A 21,569-nucleotide genomic window follows, 5' to 3' on the forward strand; every position below is an offset into this window, starting at 1 on the left:
ACGCATACTGGGCAGATAAGCTTGGTCTTGTTGCACTTGGACATTGAAACCGCCCGCTTTGTTTGCATTCCAAAGATAGCGAATTTTCCCGATACTCCCATCGAAACGCCTTGATGACAGCGCTGGCCGGCCACTCGGTCTGCGCGCCACAACGGGTGCGGCCGATGCTTGCATGGTCCGCATTTCACATCATCACGCTGCGATTTTTCCCATCTATTTTGGCGGCATATATTGCACCGTCAACGATTGCACCGTCAACGCGCCGCATAAACTGGTCCGGTGCGCCAGTGTCGTCCGCCGCGGATATCGCAATGGCGATACTGGCGGTGACGGCCGCTGAGATGGGCGTAGGTAAATCGCCTTTTTGCTCGAATCGGACAGCAGCACGGCTGGCAACCAGGGATTCGATTATCTTGCTTTAGTGGAATTACTCTAAGGCCGGCGATCTGGCCTGAGAACCGAAATTTGAATGAGAAGCACCTAGGGCGAGGCTGCGATTGACGCCATCAGCGGTTTGCATGGCGCCTTTGCGCCCATCCTGAACTGAGCCGTGGCTCGGAAGAATTCCGATAACTGTGGGTTACACTGCACAAAAATCGGAATGGGATAAAGGGTATGGGGACGACTGTATCGCGTCGCGCATTTTTAACAGTTGGGATCGCCGGAGCGCTCGCTCTGGCGACTGCGGGCGCCTTGTATCGCGCTACCCGCCAAGCAACTGCATTGCATCCCTACGCGCTGGACGGTGAAGCCAGATCCGCGCTGTCCGCAATCGTCCCCGCGATGTTGAACGGCGCGATGGCAAACACGCCACAGCAGAGCGAGGCCGCGATCACGCGCGTGCAGGGCGCCATCGCCGGACTGCCGCTGCTTACCCAGAAAGAAATTCAGGATCTGTTCGCCTTGCTCGCCTTCGGCCCTGCGCGACGCTTGCTGGCCGGGGTGCCGGACACCTGGCAGCATGCCAAGCCGGACGACGTGGCCGCGTTTCTCCACAGCTGGCGGACGCACCGGATCGGCATGCTGCAAAGCGCGTATTTCGCGTTGCACGATCTGATTCTCGGCCCGTGGTACGCCGATCCATCAACCTGGGAAGCGATCGGTTATCCCGGGCCGCTCAAGGAATTAAGCTAACCGCGCCGATCAAAGCACCGGCTGAAACAATGACTATGATGAATACCGCAACCCGGCCGGTTGGTCCGGTGACGATCAATTCGTCGAGTAGCCCGATCCCGGACCCGATCGAGGCCGGCCTGGCATCGGGCTGGCAGGTGATCGATGGCGCCGCGCTGACGCATGACCGGACCATCGAGGCCGACGTCGCGATCATCGGCACCGGCGCCGGCGGCGGTGTGACGGCGGAAATCCTGGCGCTGGCAGGGCTGAAAGTCGTGCTGATCGAAGAAGGCGCGCTGAAATCATCGAAACATTTCAAGATGCGCGAGGCGGATGCGTATCCGACGCTATATCAGGAATCAGCTGCGCGCAAAACCCGCGACAAGTCGATCAATATCCTGCAAGGCCGCACGGTCGGCGGCTCGACCACGGTCAACTGGACCACCAGCTTCCGCACCCCGGACAGTACGCTCGATTATTGGCAGCATCAGTTCGGCCTGAGCGACTGCACGCCGCAGGCGCTGGCACCATGGTTTGCGATGATGGAACAGCGGCTGCATATTCGCCCATGGGACGTGCCGCCCAATGAAAACAACGACTTGCTGAGGCGCGGCGCCAGCAAACTTGGCATCCCGACCGCCGCCATTGCACGCAACGTCAACGGTTGCTGGAACCTTGGTTACTGCGGCATGGGCTGCCCGACCAATGCCAAGCAATCGATGCTGATCACGACCATTCCGTCGGCGCTGGCCCAAGGCGCGACCTTGTTGACGCGGTGCCGCGCCGAACGCCTGATGTTCAAAGGAGATACAGTCGATGCCTTGGCTTGCGTCGCGCTCGATGCCGGCGGATTGCAGCTAACCGGCAGGCGGGTGACGGTGCGCGCCAGACATTATGTGGTCGCCGGCGGCGCGATCAATTCACCGGCACTGCTGATACGCTCGAAGGCGCCGGATCCGCACGGCTTGCTTGGCAAGCGCACTTTCTTGCATCCGACCGTGATTTCCGCCGGGACGTTTCCGCAGCGGGTCGAGGCCTATGCCGGCGCGCCCCAAAGCATCTATTCCGATCATTTCCTGCAGACACAAGCGATCGATGGCGCGATCGGGTACAAGCTGGAGGCGCCGCCGCTGCATCCGCTGCTATTTTCCACCACCATGTCCGGCTTCGGTGCGCAGCACGCGGCGTTGATGCGGCAGTTTCCGCATACCCATGCGTTGCTGGCCTTGCTGCGCGACGGCTTCCATGCCGACGCGCCGGGCGGCAGCGTACTGCTGCGTGACGACGGCTCCCCGGTGCTGGATTATCCGCTGACCGACTATGTCTGGGATGGCGTCCGACGAGCGCTATTATCGATGGCGGAAATCCAGTTTGCCGCTGGCGCCGGCACCGTGTACCCGGTGCACGAAATGGCTGAGGGTTATACCAGTTGGGCTGCCGCGAAGAAGGCAATCGCGGCACTGCCCTATAAACCGCTGCTGACACGCGTGGTCTCGGCCCATGTGATGGGTGGTTGCACCATGTCGGACGATACCCGGCTCGGCGTGGTCGCCGCCAATGGCCGTTACCATGGTGTCACGAACCTGTCGGTGCACGACGGCTCGCTATTTCCGACCTCGATTGGTGCCAATCCGCAATTGTCGATTTACGGCATGACCGCGCGGTTGGCGAGCGGGCTGGCGCAAGCCATGACAAACCGGCCGGCACCGACGCTGGCGGCGCCGCTGTGACACGATCACCGGCATAAATAAGCGCAAAAAAAGTCGCATAATCATTCACATGATCGTTCGCCTCACCCGTATCCTGCTTCTCGCCCAGCTGGTCATGACCGGTGTGCTGGCCATTGCTGCCATCAAGCTATGGCATGTCGAGCAGATCTGGCTGGCGTGGTTGCTGGGCCTCGGGATCGTTTTGATGTTCCGCGCTGCGATCACGGCGAATAACTTCTTGATCGCGCGGCGCTATCGCGATCACACCGAGCCAGTCCCGCCGCTGGGCTGGTTCCAATACAGTCTGCTGTTCATCAAGGAGTTTTACGCGACGATATACAGCACCAGCTGGAGCCTGCCATTCCAATCATTCACCCAACGCCTTTGTCCCGGCTCCACCTCTACCGCGTCCACCGTCTTGCCGGTGCTGCTGATCCACGGCTACGGCTGCAACAGCGGCTACTGGCACTCGATGAGCAAGGCGCTGCAGCAGGCCGGCATCAGCCATGGAGCGGTCGATCTGGAGCCGGTGTTGGGCAGCATCGACGCATATGCGTCGCAGTTGCAGCAGGCCATAGACGCGCTCTGCCTATCCTGCGGCAGCGACCGGGTCGTGCTGGTTGGACACAGCATGGGCGGTCTGGCGGCGCGCGCCTATCTGCGCGCCCGCGGCGACGCGCGCGTGGCGCGGGTGATTACGCTGGCGACACCGCACTACGGCACCGCAGTGGCGAACTATGGCATCGGTATCAACAGCGCACAGATGCGGTGGACCAACGATGACGGGGTCGGCGGCGCCAACGCCTGGCTGAGGCAGCTCGAACGGGATGAAAGCAGCGCGACGCGTGCCATGATCAGCTCCATCTATACGCCGCACGACAATATCGTGTCGCCGCACAGCTCCTGCCATTTGCCGGGCGCCCGCAACATCGTGCTGCCGCGCATCGGTCACGTCGCGTTTGCACTGCATCCGGCGGTGCAGGCATGCGTGATCGAAGAAATCCGGCTCGCATCCAAGGCGATACCTGACAGCGCCCGGAAAATGGCGTGACCGGCAACCTCCGACAGCCACGTCGGGCCGCCGTACAACCGGATGCAACCACGCGGCTTGGGCGACTTTTGTGGATTGATTTATCAGTGTTATCCTTGCTGAAAAGCAGCATAAACAAGGACCGCCCTGCCATGCAACCGAAAGCACCACGCCGTACCCGCGAACGTATCCTGGAACTGTCACTGCGGCTCTTCAACGAGTTCGGCGAACCGAATATCACTACCACCGTGATTGCCGAAGAGTTGGATATCTCGCCCGGCAACCTGTACTACCACTTCCGCAACAAGGATGACATCGTCAATTCGATCTTCATCCAGTTCCAGGCCGAGGTCGACCGCATGCTGGCGCTACCGAATGGGCGCACCCCGAATATCGAGGACGTGTGGCTGTATCTGCACTATACCTTCGACCTGATCTGGCGCTACCGCTTCCTGTATCGTGACCTGAGCGATTTGCTGTCGCGCAATCGCAAGCTGGAATTGCATTTCAAGCAGATCCTGGCGCACAAGATCAAGGTTGCCAAGCAATTATGCGAAGGGCTGCGCGCGCAAGGGGCGATGGAAGCGACTGACCTCGAGATTTGCGCATTGTCGACCAATATGGTGGTGGTTGCGACCTACTGGCTGTCGTATGAATATGTGCGCAATCCGCGCAAATACACCGAGCAGCAAGCGATGTCGGATGCGCTGGCCCGCGGTTGCTATCAGGTGGTGTCGTCGATCGGGCCGTATCTGCGCGGCGAGTCGAAGCAGCTATTCACGAAGCTGGCCGACGATTACCTGAAGACGCTGAAAGAAGAAGCATGATCCTGATCCTCGCCACCGCGCGCCGCCGTGATCTGCGCTCCATCCATCAAGGCAGCCGATGAAATCGATCTGCGTCTATTGCGGCGCGGCCACCGGGGCGTCGCCCGCCTATGCTGATGCGGCCCGCGCGTTGGCAAAAGTACTGGTCGACGACAACATCGCGCTGGTCTATGGCGGCGGCAATGTGGGCCTGATGGGCATCATCGCCGACGAAGTGATGCGTCGCGGCGGCGACGTCACCGGCGTTATCCCGCGCGCGCTACTGGACCAGGAAGTCGGCCATCATGGACTGAGCCGGCTGCACATCGTCAAGGACATGCACGAACGCAAGGCCATGATGGCGCAATTATCGGACGGTTTCATTGCGCTGCCGGGCGGGCTCGGTACGCTGGAAGAATTGTTCGAGATGCTGACTTGGTCGCAGCTCAAGCTGCATGACAAACCGGTCGGTTTGCTGAATATCGGCGGTTTTTACGACGGCCTGCTCGGCTTCATGGCCCATCAGGTGAGCGAAAACTTCCTGCGACCGGAGCATGCGGCGCTGCTGATCGTGGAATCGGATCCCGCCCTGCTGCTGCGGCGCTGCGAGGCATTCGTGCCGACCCATGTTGCTCGGTGGATCAGCCGCCTAGCGATGGGCGATTTGGACACACTGGAATGAATTGATAGGGAGTATGCACCAGAACATAGCAACATCCGCTTGAATTACATGGGCGCCAACAAATACTTCCACCAGTATCCATTATCCACCGGGCGACATCGGAACCGCAATCCAAGGCGCGAATTGGCATGGAACGGCTCAAACCAAGCGCTCAGCTCCGGTCGGTCGCATGGTTGCATTTGACATCGACGACGAAGTTCACCGTAAATTGGACGATGTCTTTGGCGTCGTAATTGCCGAGGTATCGGGCAACGATCCAGTTGGCACCGGGTCCATCGTTCGCTGGAACCAGCCCCCGGATCACCCGAGCGCCAGCGCCTCAGCTCAGATATCTCACATATCCAGCGCCTGCCGGAAATCCTCGACCAGATCGGCCGTATCCTCGATCCCCACCGCGACCCGAATCAACGACTCCGCAATGCCCATGCTGGCCCGACGCTGCGCACCCATCTCAAAAAAGATCGTATGCGCGACCGGAATCACCAGGGTCCGGGTGTCGCCCAGATTACTGGCCGACACGCCCAGCTTCAGCCGGTTCAGGTAATCGAAACAATCGATGTCGTCCTGCAATTCAAAGCTGAACAGTGCGCCGTAACTGCGGAATAACTCGGTCGCCAGCGCGTGCTGCGGATGCGAAGGCAAGCCGGGATAATGCACCGCCGCAACACGCGGGTCGGCCGCCAGCATTTGGGTCACCGCCATCGCATTGGTGCAGGATCGCTCCATCCTGAGTGCGAGGGTTTCCGACCCGACCGCGATATGGTGTGCCGCCTCCGGTCCCAGCGAAGCACCGAAATCCCGCAAGGCCTTGGCGCGGATTTGCACGATACCCCATTGCAGCGGCGGATTGCGTTTGTAATTATCCAGAATGTTGGGAAACACGCTCCAGTCAAACACGCCGGTGTCGGTCAGGCAGCCGCCCAGCACATTGCCGTGGCCAGCGATCGACTTGGTCAGCGCATTGACCACCAGGCCGGCACCGACCGTCTTGGGTCGGAACAGATACGGCGAAGTCATCGTATTGTCGACCACGAACAGGATGCCGCGCGCGCGGCATAATTGGCCGATGCGCTGCAGGTCGGCGATCTGGGTACGCGGATTGGCGATGGTCTCGACGAACACGATGCGCGTCGCCGGCGTCAGCGCCGCTTCCACGTTGGCGACATCGGTGGCGTCGACAAAGGCCACATCGACGCCCTGCCCGCTGACGGTCTGCCACAGGCTGTTGGTATTGCCGAACAAGAATGACGACGACACTACCTGATCCCCGGCGCGCAGCAGCGACTGGAACAATGCGCCGATTGCCGCCATGCCGGTGGCAAAGCAGATGCTGGCATGGCCGTCTTCCATCCTGGTGATCTTATCCTCCAGCGCGGCCACGGTCGGATTGCCTTGCCGGCCGTAACGATAACCTGGCTCCTTGCCTTGGAATACCGATGCCAGTTGGCGCGCATCCTGATAGCCGTAGGCGACCGAGGTATGAATCGGCTTGTGCAAGGCGCCATGCTCGATCGGCTTTTGCCGGTCGCCGTGCAGGATGGTGGTGGTAAAACCGTAGGGATGAGTTTCGTTCATGTCAGGCGATGGTCTGATGGTGATACCGGGCACTAGGAGTCTGTCCGGCATGGCGCCGGACAGAGCTTGATTGCGCTTATGCTACAACTTGCGACTGCTTGATGCTGCTTGATGCTGCTGGTTGCTGCGATTCTTAATCCGCGCTGACCAGATTCAGGTTCAACTGCGAGCGGACCGCATCTTCGGCTACCAATTTTGGATTGTTGCGAGCGAATTCGATCCGGTCCAGATAGTCGCGCGACACATCGCCGGTGACGTAGAGCCCATCGAAGCAGGATGCCTCGAAGTTTTTCAGCGCCGGATTGGTATCTGAAATCGCGCGCTTCAACGCATCGATATCCTGATACACCAGTGCATCGGCGGTGATCTCGCGGCACACTTCTTCGTCGCTGCGACCGTAGGCGATCAGTTCGTCGCGGGTCGGCATGTCGATACCATACACGTTCGGGAATTTCACCGGCGGCGCAGCCGATGCAAAGATCACGCGCTTGGCGCCAGCATCGCGTGCCATTTGCACAATCTCACGGCTGGTGGTGCCGCGCACGATCGAGTCGTCCACCAGCAGCACCGACTTGCCCTTGAATTCGGATGGCATCGCATTCAGTTTCTGGCGTACCGATTTGCGTCGGATCGCCTGGCCCGGCATCATGAAGGTGCGGCCGATATAGCGGTTCTTGATGAAACCTTCGCGGTAATCGAGATTCAGATTCATCGCCAGTTCCATCGCCGCCGGGCGCGACGAATCCGGGATCGGCATCACCACGTCGATGTCGCCCAAGGGAATTTGCGTGCGGATTTTTTGTGCGAGGTACTCGCCCATCTTCAGCCGCGACGCATACACCGAGGCGCCGTCGATGACCGAGTCGGGACGAGCCAGATAGACGAATTCGAACGCGCATGGGTTCAGCGAAGGATTTTCGGCGCATTGCTGGTTGTACAGTCTGCCGTCGAGATCGACAAAAATCGCCTCACCCGGCATCACATCGCGCAGGAAACGGAAGCCCAGCCCTTCAAGCGCCACCGACTCGCTGGCCACCATGTATTCCGGCCCCTTGTCGCTTTCGGCAAAACCGAGGCACAGCGGACGGATGCCGAACGGATCGCGGAACGCCAGCAGACCGAGACCGGCGATCTGCGCCACCGCCGCGTAGGCGCCGCGTACCCGCTTGTGCAGCACCGATACCGCCTTGAACATCGCTGCCGGATCGAGCGAATAGCCGCTGGTGGCTTCCTGAATCTCGTGGGCCAGCACGTTCAGCAGCACTTCCGAATCGGAATCGGTATTGATGTGCCGGCGGTCGATCTTGAACATATCGTCTTTGAGCTGCTCCCAGTTGGTCAGGTTGCCGTTGTGCGCCAGAGTGATGCCGAACGGCGCATTGACGTAGAACGGCTGCGCTTCCTCCTCGCTGGACGAACCGGCGGTCGGGTAGCGCACATGGCCGATGCCCGAATTGCCTTGCAGCGAACGCATATTGCGCGTGCGGAACACGTCACGCACCAGGCCGTTGGCCTTGTGCATCGAAAACGTGTTGCCGAGATTGGTTGCGATCCCTGCGGCGTCCTGACCGCGATGCTGCAACAGCAGCAGCGCATCATAGATCAGCTGATTAACGGGACTGTGAGAGACGACGCCAACAATGCCACACATGCTGTGCTCCTAAATGAAACAATTTAAAACAATTGAAAATCTGAAACAATTGAAGCCGCGCAATCGATGGCGAGCCTCTAGAACTGAATATGTTGGGCCCAATTGCCGGGAACAAAGGGTTTGACCGTCATCGCGGCGGTCTCGGCCAGCGGACTCAACAGGGCCCCCTTCCAGAACGGCTGCTTCGGAATGGCGGTCATGCCACACACCAGTACCGCCGCCAGCACAATCACCATTCCGCGCGCCATTCCAAACAAACCGCCCAGACCGCGGTCCGCCACCGTCAGGCCGCCGGCCCGCACCAATGCGTCAACTGCCTTGGTCAACAGCATCATCAATATCCTGACACCGATGAATAGTGCGATAAAGGCAACGATCAGTCGTGTCACATAACCGGGTATGGCATCCGGCAACAGCGCGGCCAATGCCTCACCATAGGCATTGGCGACGACCAGGGCTACGATCCATCCGAGCAAGGACAAGACTTCCTGGACCAGGCCGCGCATGGTACCGATCAGAATTGAACAAACCAATACGAACAGCACCAAGTAATCAAAACTGGTCACGTCAGACACCCGGCCGTGTTTCAAAAGCGCGCCGCAACACTGCTGCGATCGCCATCAAGACGGCACCAAGCTGCCGTTCAGTCCGGCCTTGCTCAGTCTTGCGCGTACCTTGTCGGCTTCTTCCTTGCTGGCGAACGGACCGAGCCGGACGCGGATGCGTTCGCCGGACTGGGTCGCCACTTTTTGCGTATGCGATTTCAGGCCCAGATCGCGCAGCTTGCCTTGCAGCTCACTGACTTTTTCCGCCGACGCTAGCGCCGCGACCTGCACCACGAATTTGCCGGAGGATTTGTCGGCCGGCTTGGCATCATGTGCATTGCCATCCGCCTTGCCTTCCAGAATCGCGTTGGCGCGCGCCGCCTCGCTGCTGTCAGGCTGCGGCTTGACTGGCTTGTCCGATTTGCTCGCAATATCGGCTTCCGTCTTGGGTGTCGGCGCCTGCTTGCGCTCCGGCTGCGAATCCGCCTTCGAAACGGGCTGCGATACCAGCTTCGATTCCGGCTTTGCATCCGGTCTAGGGCTGGTTTTGCTCTCTGTTTTCGTGGCGGCGTGCGTATCGTTCGCTGCATCGCGAGAACTGCGGGATTCCGTCGCCTTGATCTCGTCCTGCGGCTTCTTGCCAGTGAGCGCCAGTGCACCCGCGCCTACGGCAGCCGCACCGGTGACCAGCGCGGTACTCGGTACGATCGGCTTTGTGCTGGCCGATGCCGATGGTGATGGTGATGGGGCGGCGGAAGGCAACAACTCTTCGTTTCGATCGAGTCCCGCTGACGACGCCGCGGACGGACGCCGCACCGCTGGCACCGCCGGTTTGTCTTTGGAAGGAATTTCAATCGCGATATCGTCGGCCAGCGGTTTCGGCTCGGAATCGAGAATCATCGGCAGACCGATCACGACCGCCAGCACCAGTGCCACCGCGCCGACCAGGCGGCGGCGCGCCCGCTTTTTCTCGGGTAGTACGGGATCGAGCGGATCGTTGTCGGTGTCGGCGCCACCGGCGCGGCTGTTACGCTTGGCACGGCCACGCGGAATGCTGGAACCTTGTTCGGCGCGGGAATGAAATTCACCCTCGGCGGCGACAGGCCCTTGCTTGTTTTTGCGAAGGAACGAGAACAAGCTCATGCGATAGATGATGAAGTCGTCATTAATCTGAAGATTTTCGGGATTTGCCGGCCTCGCGCGCTGCGATGACGCCGGCAACGGTCAGGAAGGATCCGAAAACCGCAATTCTATCATTCTCGCCGGCCCGACTCAGCGCATTCGCGTAGGCGTCGGCCGGTGTGGCAAAGATTTCAATGCTTTTATCCTTATCTGCAACACTTTGCGGTCCCAGACCGGCAGCCAGCAGCTTTTCTTTCAGTTGCAGCGCGGTCGCGGCGCGCGGCAACGGCAGGTCGGTGACGCACCAGTGATCGATGCGGTCGCGCAGCTGCGCGATCACGCCGTCGATATCCTTGTCGTGCAGGGCGCCAAAGACCGCATAGGTGTAGGCGTGAAAGCCCATGTTGTCGAGATTTTGCGCCAGTGTCGCGGCGGCGTGCGGGTTATGCGCCACGTCCAGGATCACGCTCGGACGTCCCGGCAATACCTGGAACCGGCCCGGCAACTCGACCATCACCAGTCCGGTGCGCACTTCCTGCGCCCCGACCGGCAGCCGATTGCGCAGCGCTTCCAGTGCCGCCAACGCGGCCGACGCGTTCAACAGCTGGTTGGCGCCGCGCAGGCTCGGATAGCCGAGCGAGCTGCGGCGCTGGCCGCGCCCGGCGAAATTCCACTGCTGCTTGTCGCCGGAGTAATTGAAGTCGCGGCCGAACAGCCACAGATCGGTGCCGATCTCCATCGCGTGATCGATCAATGATTGCGGTGGGCGCGGGTCGCCGCAGATCGCGGTGCGGCCGGTGCGAAAGATGCCGGCCTTCTCGAAGCCGATTTGCTCGCGCGTATCGCCCAGGTAATCGGTGTGATCGATATCGATGCTGGTGACGATCGCGACGTCAGCATCGACCAGATTGACCGCATCGAGCCGTCCGCCGAGGCCGACTTCGAGAATCACCGCGTCCAGCCCGGCATCGGCGAACAGCTTCAGGACCGCGAGCGTGGTGAATTCAAAATACGTCAGCTGGATGTCGCCGCGCGCCGCCTCGACCAGCGCAAAACTGTCGGTCAGTGCGTCGTCAGCCACGATTTCGCCACACAGGCGGGCTCTCTCGTTGAACCGGATCAGGTGCGGTGACGTGTACAAGCCGACCCGGTAGCCGGCGCGCATCAGGATCGACTCCAGCATCGCGCAGGTCGATCCCTTGCCATTGGTGCCACCGACGGTGATGACCGGCATCGCAAATTCGATCGCCAGCCGTTGATAGACTTCGCGCACCCGCGCCAGTCCCATCTCGATGGTGTGCGGGTGCAGGCGCTCGATATAGCTTAGCCAGTCGGTTAATGTTTCTGAGGTGGTCGGTGACATGGGTTGATCTTTGGGTTGATCTGTACAGGATTGATATTTGGCCAAGCGCCCGAACCGATAGGCGGAGACCGGTGGCCGGTTGTTGACCGCGCATCTTCAATACCAGCCAGGCACTGGGCATTTCTTGGGAGTATTGCCCAAATGCCCTTTAATTAATTGCGGTAATAGCAAGCATTGAACCGAGTATATTTTTGCAATGCGATGCGGCCGGGCTTCCATGAGCGCGCCACGCGCTTCGATTGAACCGCGACCGCAACCGACCATTCCTGCGGCGGCGGCGTGCGCGCTGGTTGCCCACTCAAAAAAAGCCCGGATACGTCCGCATCCAGGCTTTTGTCATGCGAGCAGCGCGCGATTGGCACGCAATTAAGCAACGGCCTCCGCGGCCTGATTTTGCAACAACGCCAGCAAACGCGCGATCTCTTCACGCATCTTGCGCCGATCGACGATCATGTCTACCGCGCCTTTTTTCACCAGGAACTCGGCGCGCTGGAACCCTTCGGGCAGTTTCTCGCGCACGGTGTTTTCAATCACGCGCGGGCCGGCAAATCCGATCAAGGCCTTAGGTTCGGCGATGACGACGTCGCCCATGAAGGCGAACGATGCGGACACGCCCCCCATGGTCGGATCGGTCAGCACCGAGATGAACGGCAGCTTTTTTTCCGACAGTTTGGTCAGCATCGCGGTCGTTTTTGCCATCTGCATCAGCGACAGCAGGCCTTCCTGCATGCGGGCACCGCCGGTCGCGGTGACGCAGATGAACGGCACTTTTTGTTCCAGCGCGTTTTGCGCGCCGCGGGTGAATCGTTCGCCGACTACCGAACCCATCGAGCCGCCCATAAATTCGAATTCAAAGCAGGCGACCACCACCGGCACAGTCATGATGGCGCCGCCCATCACCACCATCGCGTCGGTTTCGCCGGTCGCTTCCATCGCGGCCTTCAGGCGCTCCGGGTATTTCTTGCTGTCCTTGAACTTGAGCGTGTCCACCGGCAGCGTCTCCTGACCGATTTCGTACCGGCCGCCGGCATCGAGCAACGCCTCGAGCCGCTCGCGTGCGCCGATGCGCATGTGATGGCTGCATTTCGGGCAGACATGCAGATTCGCCTCGAGATCGGAGCGATACAGCACCGCTTCGCAGGACGCGCATTTGACCCACAGACCTTCGGGAATCGACTTGCGGCTCGCCGAATCGGAGCGCTGAATGCGCGGGGGCAGTAATTTTTCTAACCAGCTCATGAAATCTCCTTAGTTCCCGCTTCGGGCCATCTTACCATCGTGTGCACCCAGCGTTTTCCTGCCAGCGGCACCGTGCCTGAACCGGTTTTTCCCGTATTTTACTCGTCTAACGCCTTGCGTATGCCGGAAATGAAGTTTTGCACCGCGGCAACAGCCTGTTCCGGTGGCGTATTCTCCAGCTCCTGGATGATGCGGCTGCCGATCACGACCGCATCCGATACCGTTGAGATCGCCTTGGCCGTGGCGCCATCGCGGATGCCAAAACCGACGCCAACCGGCACTTTGACATGCTGCTTGATGCGCGGAATCATGGCGGCTACCGCATCCAGATCGAGTTGCCCGGAACCGGTGACGCCCTTCAGCGATACGTAATAGACATAACCGCTGGCAATTTTACCGACTTTTTCGATCCGCTCGTCGGTCGAGGTCGGCGCCAGCAGAAAAATCGTATCCATGCCGCTGGCCTGCATCGCCTGCGCGAACTGTTCGCATTCTTCGGGCGGATAATCGACCACCAGCACGCCGTCGACCCCGGATTCACGCGCGGCCTGAATGAACGGTTCAATACCCATCCGTTCGATCGGATTGGCATAACCCATCAACACCACCGGCGTGGACAGATCGGTGGCGCGGAACTGGCGCACGTATTGCAATACATCGCGCAGGCTGACGCCATGTTTTAGCGCGCGTTCGGAGGCGCGCTGGATCACGGGGCCATCGGCCATCGGGTCGGAGAATGGCACGCCGAGTTCGATCACGTCGGCACCGCCGGCGACCAGCGCGTGCATCAGCGGCACCGTCAGTGCCGGCGCCGGATCCCCGGCGGTGATGAAGGGGATCAGGCCTTTTTTGTGTTGCGCCGCAAGCGCGGCAAATGTTGACTGGATTCTGGACATGGTTCCATGCGTTCGAGACGCTTCAAGATGTTATCGGTGTCGATTGTGCGGTGCGGCGGCCATCGCGACGCTGGTGCAGCTACAAAGTTCTGCGACGGAAATATATACTCCAACATGATATTGCCAACTTCGCAATAAAATCGCTGAAAATATTCATATACTCCACTGGGCCAGCCACACAATCGGACGTTGGACTACGCAGACTCAAGAGAAATGCAGCCCCATTCGCTCGGCGACGGTATGCATGTCCTTGTCGCCGCGGCCGGACAGGTTGGCCAGCACGATCTTGCTTGACGGCAAAGTCGCCGCCAGCTTGGCGGCGTAAGCCAGCGCGTGGCTCGATTCCAGCGCGGGGATGATGCCTTCGATCCGGCAGCAGTCATGGAACGCCTTGAGCGCCTCGTCATCGGTGATGGTCACGTACTGGGCGCGTCCCGAATCCTTCAACCAGGCATGCTCCGGGCCGACGCCGGGGTAATCGAGGCCGGCCGACACCGAATGGGTCTCGATGATCTGGCCGTTGTCGTCCTGTAACAGGTAGGTACGGTTGCCGTGCAGCACTCCCGGCGAGCCGGCAGTCAGCGACGCCGAATGTTTTCCGCTTTCTAGGCCCTCGCCCGCCGCCTCGACGCCGATCAGTTGCACCTGCTGGTGGTCGATGTACGGATAGAAAATCCCCATCGCATTCGAGCCGCCACCGACACAGGCGACCACCGCATCGGGCTGGCGACCGGTCATCTCGGGCATCTGCTGCAGGCATTCCTCGCCGATCACCGACTGGAAATCGCGCACCATCATCGGGTACGGATGCGGGCCGGCGACCGTGCCGATGATGTAGAAGGTATTTTCGATATTGGTGACCCAGTCGCGCATCGCCTCGTTCAGCGCGTCCTTCAGCGTCCTGGAGCCCGACTCGACTGGCACCACGGTCGCGCCCAGCAGCTTCATGCGATACACATTCTGAGCCTGGCGCTTGACGTCGTCGCTGCCCATGTACACCACACACTCGAGCCCGAAACGGGCGCAGATGGTGGCGGTCGCGACGCCGTGCTGGCCGGCGCCGGTCTCGGCGATCACGCGCGGCTTGCCCATCCGCTTGGCCAGCAGGGCCTGGCCGATCACGTTATTGATCTTGTGCGCGCCGGTGTGATTCAGGTCTTCGCGCTTGAAGTAGATCTGCGCGCCGCCCATCATTTCCGACCAGCGCTTGGCATGGTAAATCGGCGAGGGACGGCCGACGAAATGCTTCAATTCATAACGGAATTCATCCAGGAATTGTTGGTCCTGGCTGAAATGCGCATACGCCTGTTTCAGTTCGGTCAAGGCATGGGTCAGCGTCTCTGACACGAAGCTGCCGCCGTATTTGCCGAAATGGCCGTTGGCATCCGGCAGCTGGTATTCGGCGGCATGGAACAATGCGTTGGACGGGTGCTGCTGTGATTGATCCGGGCCCGGATCGGCTTGCGGATGCGCTGGCAATTGAGCTGAATTCATAATGGTTCTCTGTGTCAAGCAGTTGAGGTACGGGTCTGACGAGACGCGCTGGCCACGGCGCCGCGCACGGCCGGCTCACCAACCGCTGCCGGACAGCGGCAAGCTGTTACGGCCGGATGGCGTCGGCGCGTCGCACCGCCGCGATAAAAGCGCGGATCTTGTCGGCGTCCTTGATGCCTTTCGCGTGTTCGACGCCACTGCTGACGTCGACCGCGTAAGGGCGCACGCGCTGCACCGCGTCAGTCGCGTTGTGTACGCTCAAGCCACCACTTAAAACGACCCGAGGCGCGAGCTCTTTTGGGATGAGAGACCAATCGAAAACCTTTCCACTGCCGCCATATGCGTCGACAAAGGTGTCGAGCAACAAACCTGCATTCAGACCGGATGCGGGGGCTGCGTTGCCATCGGCATTCGCAGCGCCCGCAGCGATGGCGTATTCAGAAGCGTATTTTAACAAATCGGCGCCAGTCATCCCGGCCTTGACGCGCAAGGCGCGGATGAATGGCCGATTGACGCCGCGCGCCGCGTCGACGCACTGCTGCGGCGTCTCGTCGCCATGAAATTGCAGCAGCGCCACCGGCGCCTGGGCCAGCACCGACGCCACTTCGGGCGCCGACGCGTTCACGAACAGGCCGACCGTCGTGATGAAGGGTGGCACCACGGCCAGTAATTTTGCCGCGGCGGCGGGCGTCACGTAGCGTGGACTGGCCGGATAGAACACGAAACCGAGCGCATCGGCGCCGGCGTCTACCGCCGCTTGGACGTCCTCGATGCGGGTCAGGCCGCAGATCTTGATTCTGGTGCGGTGCATCGCGCTCATCTGTTGTATTTATCTAAGCCGGTACAGGATAAGACCATCGTATTGGAGAATTCTCACGTTCAATATACTGCCGTCAGTATATTTTTCAGGTCCGCATTTTACTGGCGGATGGCAGCTATTTTTTACCGATACTCCCGCCAACGCATGCCAAAGACTACAGCCATGGCATCAAATTCGGCGTCTGCTGCGGCAAGCCCCACTTTGCATCGTAGTCGATATTCGCCAGATACAAACCGTCGGGCATGAAAGTCGGCGCGGCCAGTTTGCGATTGCCGCTGTGCAAAATCTCTGCCAGCCATTGGGGCGGCTGGTTGCCGTTGCCGACATAGATCAGCGAACCGACGATATTGCGCACCATGTGGTGCAGGAAGGCATTGGCATGCAGCGTGAACACGAACAGATCGCCGCGCTGCTCGATGCGGATCGCATGCATCGTCTTGACCGGCGATTTGGCCTGGCATTCGGCGGCGCGAAAAGCGGTGAAATCATGGTTGCCGACCAAGTGCCGGGCCGCTTCGCGCATCGGCTCCAGTTGCAGCGGCCGAAAGGCCCAACCAGCCTTGCCGGCCAATAGCGGCGAGCGGATCGGATGGTTATACAGCAGGTAATGATAGGTGCGCGCGGTGGCACTAAAACGTGCATGAAACTGGGTCAGAGGATTCTCGGGATCGTGCGGATCGCGTGGCACGTCGCAGGCCCAGCGCACCGCGATCGATGGCGGCAGGAAGGCATTGACGCCGCGCACCCAGGAAAAAGTATCGCGCTGCAGCTTGGTATCGAAATGCACCACCTGCTCCAGCGCGTGCACCCCGGTATCGGTGCGGCCGGCGCAGGTGGTGGCAATATCGGTGCAAGCGAACTGCCGCAGCGCCGTCTGCAGCCGATCTTGCACGGTCTGGCCGCCGGGCTGAGTCTGCCAGCCATGCCAAGGCGCGCCATCGTACTGTATGCCGAGCGCGATGCGTTTCAAATGCTTGTCCATCGAATCAGCCGCCAAAAACCATTTTCACAAATAGAAACGGGCGCTGGCAATTGCCGCGCCCGTCCCCGATCAGCGTGGATTACGCCAGTTTGACGCGCATCGCCCGAGCTTGTTCGACTTGCTGGGGCGTTCCGCCCTGCAGCACTTCGTCCAGCAGTTCGCGCGCACCTTCCTTGTCGCCAATCTCCTGGTACGCGACCGCCAGATCGAGCTTGGTCGCCATTTCGGCGCCGGCGGCCCCGACGATATCATCAACCGCATGGGCCGCATCGTTGGCATCGTTGGCGGCGTTTGCATGGGCGGCTTGCCCGTGCTTTGCTTGTGCCGGATCGAGATCCAGATTGATGTCCGACAAATCGAATTCCATCGGTGCTGCCGTGTTGTCAAAGCCGGCAGCATCATCGGATTTGGCCGGCGCCTGATCCTTGGTCTGAAAGGCCACGGCCGATGTGGCGGCGGCTGCTCCGGTGGCCGCCGCAATCACGGCAGATTTTTGATGCACCGGCTGGAATGCCAGGATCGGGTCAAAGTCCATAGAGGCAGCAGGCTTGGTTTCGGCGGCAACGGCCGGCGTCGATGACGGTGCCGCTGCAGCCGGCGCCGGAAAGTCGATTTCAGGTAACTTCTGCTCAGCTTCGCCCAGATCGAAATTCAGGCCATCGAACGCGGCTGAGTGCGACGGTGCCATAGCGGTAGTGGCGGGGAGTGCCGGCTCCTTGTGCGCGGCCGGTTCACCCAGATCGAAATCGAGGTCACCGAAGTCAATGCTTTCCGCAGCAGGCGCGTGGCTGTTCGGTTGCGCTTTGACCGGTTCGATGCTCGGCAGGCTCGGCACTTCGGCCGCAGTAAAGCGCATGTCGCTGTCATTTTTTTGCCGCTCGGTGTTGTCGTGCGCGACCTGGCCGATATCGAGCATCAGGTCAGGATGCGATACCTGGTGCGCGGTCGGACTGGTGTCGGCGGGCGCCTTGGTCGGCATAAAGTCGAGGTCAGCGCCATCGAGCAAATTGGCCGCGGTAGCCGGATGCAGCGAATTGGTCAGCAAGGCTTCCGGATCGAGCTCTTCCAGCGGTTCGGTGGCGGAATGAAGCGTCGCGGTCTTGTGCGCCACATCTTCCGGCAGTTCGCCACCGGCATACAGCGGATTGTTCGGATCAATCGCGATCCCCATGCCGGCGGCACGGAGCCAATCGTCGCCCTCACCTTTGGTGATGCCATACAACTCGCTGGCCTGCAGATCAAACGCGCGGACATCCTTGCGGTTGGCGTAGATTTCCAGCAATTTGACGCGCACCGCATGGCGCTCGGGCTGGGTGCGCAGGGCTTCCTTCAGGATTTCTTCGGCCTGTGCATCGCGACCATAAGCGATATACACATCGGCTTCAGCCACCGGATCGACTTCGTTGGCGTCGAGTTGACTGGCCGACGGTGCGAAATTCGAATTGAACACGCTGTTATTGGTGTCAACGCTCTGACCGCCGGTCGAGCCGAACAGCGAATTGGCCGTCAGGCTGCTGGAATCGCCCAACATGCTGGTACCGCCGTACGCCTTCTCGTCCTTTTGCTTGCGGCGCTTGGTGTAGAACAGGAAGCCGCCGAGTGCCGCTACCAACGCGATGCCACCGGCCAGCAGGCCGCCGTTTTCTTCGATAAAGCTCGGTTCCGGTGGGGGTGGCGGGCTACGCTTCGGCTTGGCTGGCACTTTGGCGACCTCGACCGGGGCCGTTGCTGCGGCGACTGGTGCTGCGGCAGCGGGTGTCGAGGCCGATGTGGCGCTCGGTGCAGCCGCTACCGGGGCGTTGGCGCTGGCCGTTGTCGCAACCGCGGCTGCAGCTGCAGCGGGGTTGGCCTGCGCGCTCGCGACGGCCGCGGCCTCAGGAGCAGACTTCGCGCTGGGCGTCGTTGCAGCAGCGGCCTGCTTTTGCTGGGTCGCCAAATTCTGGTCTTTGACTTCCAGCAGTTTCTGCAAGTCGTTGACATTTTTTTCAAGCTCCTTGACGCGCGTGTTGGCATCTGCCACCGCCCGCTCCTTGGCGATCTTGTCTTCCGCGCTGGCGGCGGCACCGGTTGCCTTGTCAGGTGCGCCTGGTGCGGCGCCGGCTTTCGACAACTTCAGCTTGTCTTTCGCCTCGTTGGCCGCGGTCGCGCGCTCTTCGACTGTGGCGCCGATCTTGCCGCTGGCGCTTTGCTTGGCTTCTTCCGATTTATTCGGCGCCATGGCGGCAACCTGACCGGCCAGCTTGTTGCGGTATTCGTTGAAGTCGGCCGCTTGGGCGACCACGACACCCTTCGCTTCGGCTGCGCCTATGCCACGTGCACTGGTTTCGGCATCCGGCACAGACAGGATCTGGCCGCTGCGCAAGCGGTTCATATTATTGCCGACGAAGGCATTCGGATTGGCGCGATACAGGCCGACCAGCATCTGGTCCAGCGACACGCCTTCCGGTTTAAACTGGTTCGCAATCCCGGCCAGCGTGTCGCCTCGTTTGACCTGGTAATCGGACCCGCTGCTGGCCGCTGCTTTTGTTTCGCCGCTTGCTTTGACCGCTGCACGCATAGCCTGCCGCGTGTTACCGGTCGGTACCGGCGTCGTCGCAACCGGCGCTTCGGATGGTGCGGTCGACACCACTGGACGCGGTGCCGGCGCGGTAACTGCCGGCGTCACATTGACCGGCGCGGCAACTTGAGCCGGTTGGCCGGCACGCAGTTCCGCCGGGTCGAGCAGGAAGGTGTATTCGCGCACCATGCGATTATTGTTTGCGCTCAGTTCCAGCAGCAGGTCGACGAACGGGTCATTGATCGACTGGCTCGAAGAGACTTTAATGAATTGCCGACTGCCGCGCTGCTCGACCGCGAAGCGCAGCGACATCAGGACTGGATTGAAATCAACATTGGCCTTGCGGAAGGCGTCTTGCGAAGCCAGTTTTGCCACCAGGGCACCGGTTTCGTCCTTCGACACCGAGTTAAGCTCGATTTCAGCACGCAACGGCTGACCCAGTGCTGACAATACCGTCAGCTTACCCAAACCTGCTGCCTGTGCACTGGAAAGCAACATGAGTGCCGAAGCAACGGCCGCACTGAGCGTCTTTAAACCAAGGGTAATTACCGTCGGACGTGTGTTCGTGCGCATTTTGAGTGACATGGATTGGATTCGCTTAGGAAATATTTGGTCGTGGACTGCGGTGCCATCCGCATCGAGCATTATTTTTTGGTTTCAACATATCATCACGGCCAGACGCACGCAAGCTTAAGGCATGCCGCAAGATAAGTAAAACCCGCCAAACACTCATTGAATGAGCATCGGGCGGGTTCATGTTGCACAATGGCAACGTTATTTTATCTAAAAAATAAGACTCGTAGCGAACATTTAATCTTGCAGGATGATGCGCAGCATCCGGCGCAGCGGTTCGGCAGCGCCCCACAGTAATTGGTCACCGATGGTGAAGGCGCCGAGGTATTCCGGCCCCATCGCCATCTTGCGCAGGCGGCCGACCGGGATGGTCAGGGTGCCGGTTGCGGCCACTGGCGTCAGATCGCGGATGCTGGCCTCACGCGTGTTCGGCACCACCCTGACCCACTCGTTGTCGGCGGCGATCATCGCCTCGATGTCGGCCAGCGGCACGTCCTTCTTGAGCTTGAAGGTGAGTGCCTGGCTGTGGCAGCGCATCGCGCCGACCCGCACGCAGAAGCCATCGACCGGCACCGCCGGCGTGCCGAAACCCTCGCCCCAGCCAAGGATCTTGTTGGTCTCGGCCATCCCTTTCCACTCTTCCTTGGAGACGCCATTGCCCAGATCTCTGTCGATCCACGGGATCAGCGAGCCGGCCAGCGGCACGCCAAAGTTCGCGGTCTCGGCCTCGCTCATCGCGCGCTGCTTCTCTATCAGCTTGCGGTCGATCTCGAGGATGGCGCTCTTGGGATCGTGCAGCAGCGCCTTGACTTCCGCATTGAGGGTGCCGAACTGGGTCAGCAGCTCGCGCATATGCTGCGCACCGCCGCCCGATGCGGCCTGGTAAGTCTGCGTGCTCATCCATTCGACCAGACCGGCTTTGTACAGCGCGCCTACGCCCATCAACATGCAGCTTACGGTGCAGTTGCCGCCGATCCAGTTCTTCTGGCCCTTGCTCAGCGCATTTTTGATGACGGGCAGATTGACCGGGTCGAGCACGATCACGGCGTCATCGCTCATGCGCAGGCTCGATGCGGCGTCGATCCAGTGTCCATTCCAGCCGATCGCGCGCAGTTTCGGGAACACCTCGTTGGTGTAGTCGCCGCCCTGGCAGGTGATGATGATGTCGCAACGCTTCAGCGCGTCAATATTATTGGCGTCCTGCAGCGTTGTTTCGTTCTTCGCCATCGCCGGCGCTTTGCCGCCGGCATTCGAAGTCGAGAAAAACACCGGTTCGATATGGGCGAAATCGCCCTCTTCCTGCATCCGCTGCATCAGGACCGAACCCACCATGCCACGCCAACCGACCAAGCCGACCAATTTCATTTCATCACCCGAGTAAATATATATAACTATAAAAAACCATCTGT

General features: G+C 60.5%; 18 protein-coding genes. 6 read left to right on the forward strand and 12 right to left on the reverse strand.

Annotated elements, in window-relative coordinates; all coding sequences use genetic code 11:
• Positions 1-615: 615 nt before the first annotated feature.
• The 5 genes from ACFOFO_RS16465 (at position 616) to ACFOFO_RS16485 (ending at position 5,343) form a co-directional block, all read left to right on the forward strand.
• Positions 616-1,134: a hypothetical protein gene (locus ACFOFO_RS16465; RefSeq protein ID WP_390325352.1), complete on the forward strand. Its 519-nt coding sequence runs from the start codon at positions 616-618 to the stop codon at positions 1,132-1,134.
• 35 nt (positions 1,135-1,169) lie between these two features.
• A complete protein-coding gene (locus tag ACFOFO_RS16470; protein ID WP_390332054.1) occupies positions 1,170-2,846 on the forward strand; it encodes a GMC family oxidoreductase in 1,677 nt (558 codons plus the stop codon).
• A 49-nt stretch (positions 2,847-2,895) separates the two neighbouring features.
• Positions 2,896-3,876 (forward strand): esterase/lipase family protein, encoded by a 981-nt coding sequence (locus ACFOFO_RS16475; protein WP_390325355.1) that lies wholly within the window; start codon positions 2,896-2,898, stop codon positions 3,874-3,876.
• A gap of 131 nt (positions 3,877-4,007) precedes the next feature.
• Positions 4,008-4,682, forward strand: a complete 675-nt coding sequence (locus tag ACFOFO_RS16480; protein ID WP_390325356.1) for a TetR/AcrR family transcriptional regulator — start codon at positions 4,008-4,010, stop codon at positions 4,680-4,682.
• A 58-nt stretch (positions 4,683-4,740) separates the two neighbouring features.
• Entirely contained in the window at positions 4,741-5,343 is a 603-nt protein-coding gene (locus tag ACFOFO_RS16485; RefSeq protein WP_390325359.1) for an LOG family protein, read from the forward strand.
• 333 nt (positions 5,344-5,676) lie between these two features.
• Here the strand turns inward: ACFOFO_RS16485 and ACFOFO_RS16490 are convergent, their stop codons facing one another.
• The 11 genes from ACFOFO_RS16490 to ACFOFO_RS16540 all read right to left on the reverse strand — a co-directional run bounded on the left by ACFOFO_RS16490 (position 5,677) and on the right by ACFOFO_RS16540 (position 20,085).
• Entirely contained in the window at positions 5,677-6,918 is a 1,242-nt protein-coding gene (locus tag ACFOFO_RS16490; protein WP_390325361.1) for a cystathionine gamma-synthase family protein, read from the reverse strand.
• Positions 6,919-7,051: 133 nt separating this feature from the next.
• Positions 7,052-8,569 (reverse strand): amidophosphoribosyltransferase, encoded by a 1,518-nt coding sequence (gene purF, locus ACFOFO_RS16495; protein WP_390332055.1) that lies wholly within the window; start codon positions 8,567-8,569, stop codon positions 7,052-7,054.
• 77 nt (positions 8,570-8,646) lie between these two features.
• The gene (locus ACFOFO_RS16500) at positions 8,647-9,135 is read right to left on the reverse strand and encodes a CvpA family protein (protein WP_390325362.1); all 489 of its coding nucleotides are present in this window, start codon (positions 9,133-9,135) and stop codon (positions 8,647-8,649) included.
• Between the two features lie 54 nt (positions 9,136-9,189).
• On the reverse strand, positions 9,190-10,257 hold the full coding sequence (locus tag ACFOFO_RS16505; RefSeq protein WP_390325365.1) for an SPOR domain-containing protein: 1,068 nt from the start codon (positions 10,255-10,257) through the stop codon (positions 9,190-9,192).
• 22 nt (positions 10,258-10,279) lie between these two features.
• On the reverse strand, positions 10,280-11,599 hold the full coding sequence (gene folC / locus ACFOFO_RS16510) for a bifunctional tetrahydrofolate synthase/dihydrofolate synthase (RefSeq protein ID WP_390325367.1): 1,320 nt from the start codon (positions 11,597-11,599) through the stop codon (positions 10,280-10,282).
• Between the two features lie 366 nt (positions 11,600-11,965).
• On the reverse strand, positions 11,966-12,838 hold the full coding sequence (gene accD / locus ACFOFO_RS16515; protein WP_390325369.1) for an acetyl-CoA carboxylase, carboxyltransferase subunit beta: 873 nt from the start codon (positions 12,836-12,838) through the stop codon (positions 11,966-11,968).
• Between the two features lie 98 nt (positions 12,839-12,936).
• Positions 12,937-13,734, reverse strand: a complete 798-nt coding sequence (gene trpA / locus ACFOFO_RS16520) for a tryptophan synthase subunit alpha (RefSeq protein WP_390325371.1) — start codon at positions 13,732-13,734, stop codon at positions 12,937-12,939.
• 204 nt (positions 13,735-13,938) lie between these two features.
• Positions 13,939-15,150, reverse strand: a complete 1,212-nt coding sequence (gene trpB / locus ACFOFO_RS16525; protein WP_390328143.1) for a tryptophan synthase subunit beta — start codon at positions 15,148-15,150, stop codon at positions 13,939-13,941.
• 184 nt (positions 15,151-15,334) lie between these two features.
• Positions 15,335-16,039, reverse strand: coding sequence for a phosphoribosylanthranilate isomerase (locus ACFOFO_RS16530; protein ID WP_390332058.1), 705 nt, complete (start codon positions 16,037-16,039; stop codon positions 15,335-15,337).
• Between the two features lie 163 nt (positions 16,040-16,202).
• Positions 16,203-17,030, reverse strand: a complete 828-nt coding sequence (gene truA, locus ACFOFO_RS16535) for a tRNA pseudouridine(38-40) synthase TruA (protein ID WP_390325373.1) — start codon at positions 17,028-17,030, stop codon at positions 16,203-16,205.
• Positions 17,031-17,109: 79 nt separating this feature from the next.
• Complete coding sequence (locus ACFOFO_RS16540) at positions 17,110-20,085, reverse strand: motility hub landmark protein FimV (RefSeq protein WP_390325375.1); 2,976 nt, start codon at positions 20,083-20,085, stop codon at positions 17,110-17,112.
• Between ACFOFO_RS16540 and ACFOFO_RS16545 the strand changes: the two genes are divergently transcribed.
• Positions 20,084-20,281 (forward strand): hypothetical protein, encoded by a 198-nt coding sequence (locus tag ACFOFO_RS16545; RefSeq protein WP_390325378.1) that lies wholly within the window; start codon positions 20,084-20,086, stop codon positions 20,279-20,281. The genes ACFOFO_RS16540 and ACFOFO_RS16545 overlap by 2 nt on opposite strands.
• A gap of 116 nt (positions 20,282-20,397) precedes the next feature.
• Here ACFOFO_RS16545 and asd read toward each other — a convergent pair whose 3' ends face one another.
• Positions 20,398-21,525 carry an aspartate-semialdehyde dehydrogenase gene (asd, locus tag ACFOFO_RS16550; protein ID WP_390332060.1) on the reverse strand — a complete coding sequence of 376 codons (1,128 nt, stop codon included), beginning with the start codon at positions 21,523-21,525 and terminating at the stop codon, positions 20,398-20,400.
• Positions 21,526-21,569 lie beyond the last annotated feature (44 nt).

The organism is Pseudundibacterium arcticum (assembly GCF_042646465.1).
Taxonomy (GTDB): Bacteria; Pseudomonadota; Gammaproteobacteria; order Burkholderiales; family Burkholderiaceae_D; genus Undibacterium_A; species Undibacterium_A arcticum.

What these genes read in the sequence shown, in the direction of transcription:
- ACFOFO_RS16465 (WP_390325352.1), top strand. Translation starts at nt 616, where the DNA reads ATGGGGACGACTGTATCGCGTCGCGCATTTTTAACAGTTGGGATCGCC.
- ACFOFO_RS16470 (WP_390332054.1), top strand. Translation starts at nt 1,170, where the DNA reads ATGATGAATACCGCAACCCGGCCGGTTGGTCCGGTGACGATCAATTCG.
- ACFOFO_RS16475 (WP_390325355.1), top strand. Translation starts at nt 2,896, where the DNA reads ATGATCGTTCGCCTCACCCGTATCCTGCTTCTCGCCCAGCTGGTCATG.
- ACFOFO_RS16480 (WP_390325356.1), top strand. Translation starts at nt 4,008, where the DNA reads ATGCAACCGAAAGCACCACGCCGTACCCGCGAACGTATCCTGGAACTG.
- ACFOFO_RS16485 (WP_390325359.1), top strand. Translation starts at nt 4,741, where the DNA reads ATGAAATCGATCTGCGTCTATTGCGGCGCGGCCACCGGGGCGTCGCCC.
- ACFOFO_RS16490 (WP_390325361.1), bottom strand. Translation starts at nt 6,918, where the DNA reads ATGAACGAAACTCATCCCTACGGTTTTACCACCACCATCCTGCACGGC.
- purF (WP_390332055.1), bottom strand. Translation starts at nt 8,569, where the DNA reads ATGTGTGGCATTGTTGGCGTCGTCTCTCACAGTCCCGTTAATCAGCTG.
- ACFOFO_RS16505 (WP_390325365.1), bottom strand. Translation starts at nt 10,257, where the DNA reads ATGAGCTTGTTCTCGTTCCTTCGCAAAAACAAGCAAGGGCCTGTCGCC.
- folC (WP_390325367.1), bottom strand. Translation starts at nt 11,599, where the DNA reads ATGTCACCGACCACCTCAGAAACATTAACCGACTGGCTAAGCTATATC.
- accD (WP_390325369.1), bottom strand. Translation starts at nt 12,838, where the DNA reads ATGAGCTGGTTAGAAAAATTACTGCCCCCGCGCATTCAGCGCTCCGAT.
- trpA (WP_390325371.1), bottom strand. Translation starts at nt 13,734, where the DNA reads ATGTCCAGAATCCAGTCAACATTTGCCGCGCTTGCGGCGCAACACAAA.
- ACFOFO_RS16530 (WP_390332058.1), bottom strand. Translation starts at nt 16,039, where the DNA reads ATGCACCGCACCAGAATCAAGATCTGCGGCCTGACCCGCATCGAGGAC.
- truA (WP_390325373.1), bottom strand. Translation starts at nt 17,030, where the DNA reads ATGGACAAGCATTTGAAACGCATCGCGCTCGGCATACAGTACGATGGC.
- ACFOFO_RS16545 (WP_390325378.1), top strand. Translation starts at nt 20,084, where the DNA reads ATGAGTGCCGAAGCAACGGCCGCACTGAGCGTCTTTAAACCAAGGGTA.
- ACFOFO_RS16540 (WP_390325375.1), bottom strand. Translation starts at nt 20,085, where the DNA reads ATGTTGCTTTCCAGTGCACAGGCAGCAGGTTTGGGTAAGCTGACGGTA.
- asd (WP_390332060.1), bottom strand. Translation starts at nt 21,525, where the DNA reads ATGAAATTGGTCGGCTTGGTCGGTTGGCGTGGCATGGTGGGTTCGGTC.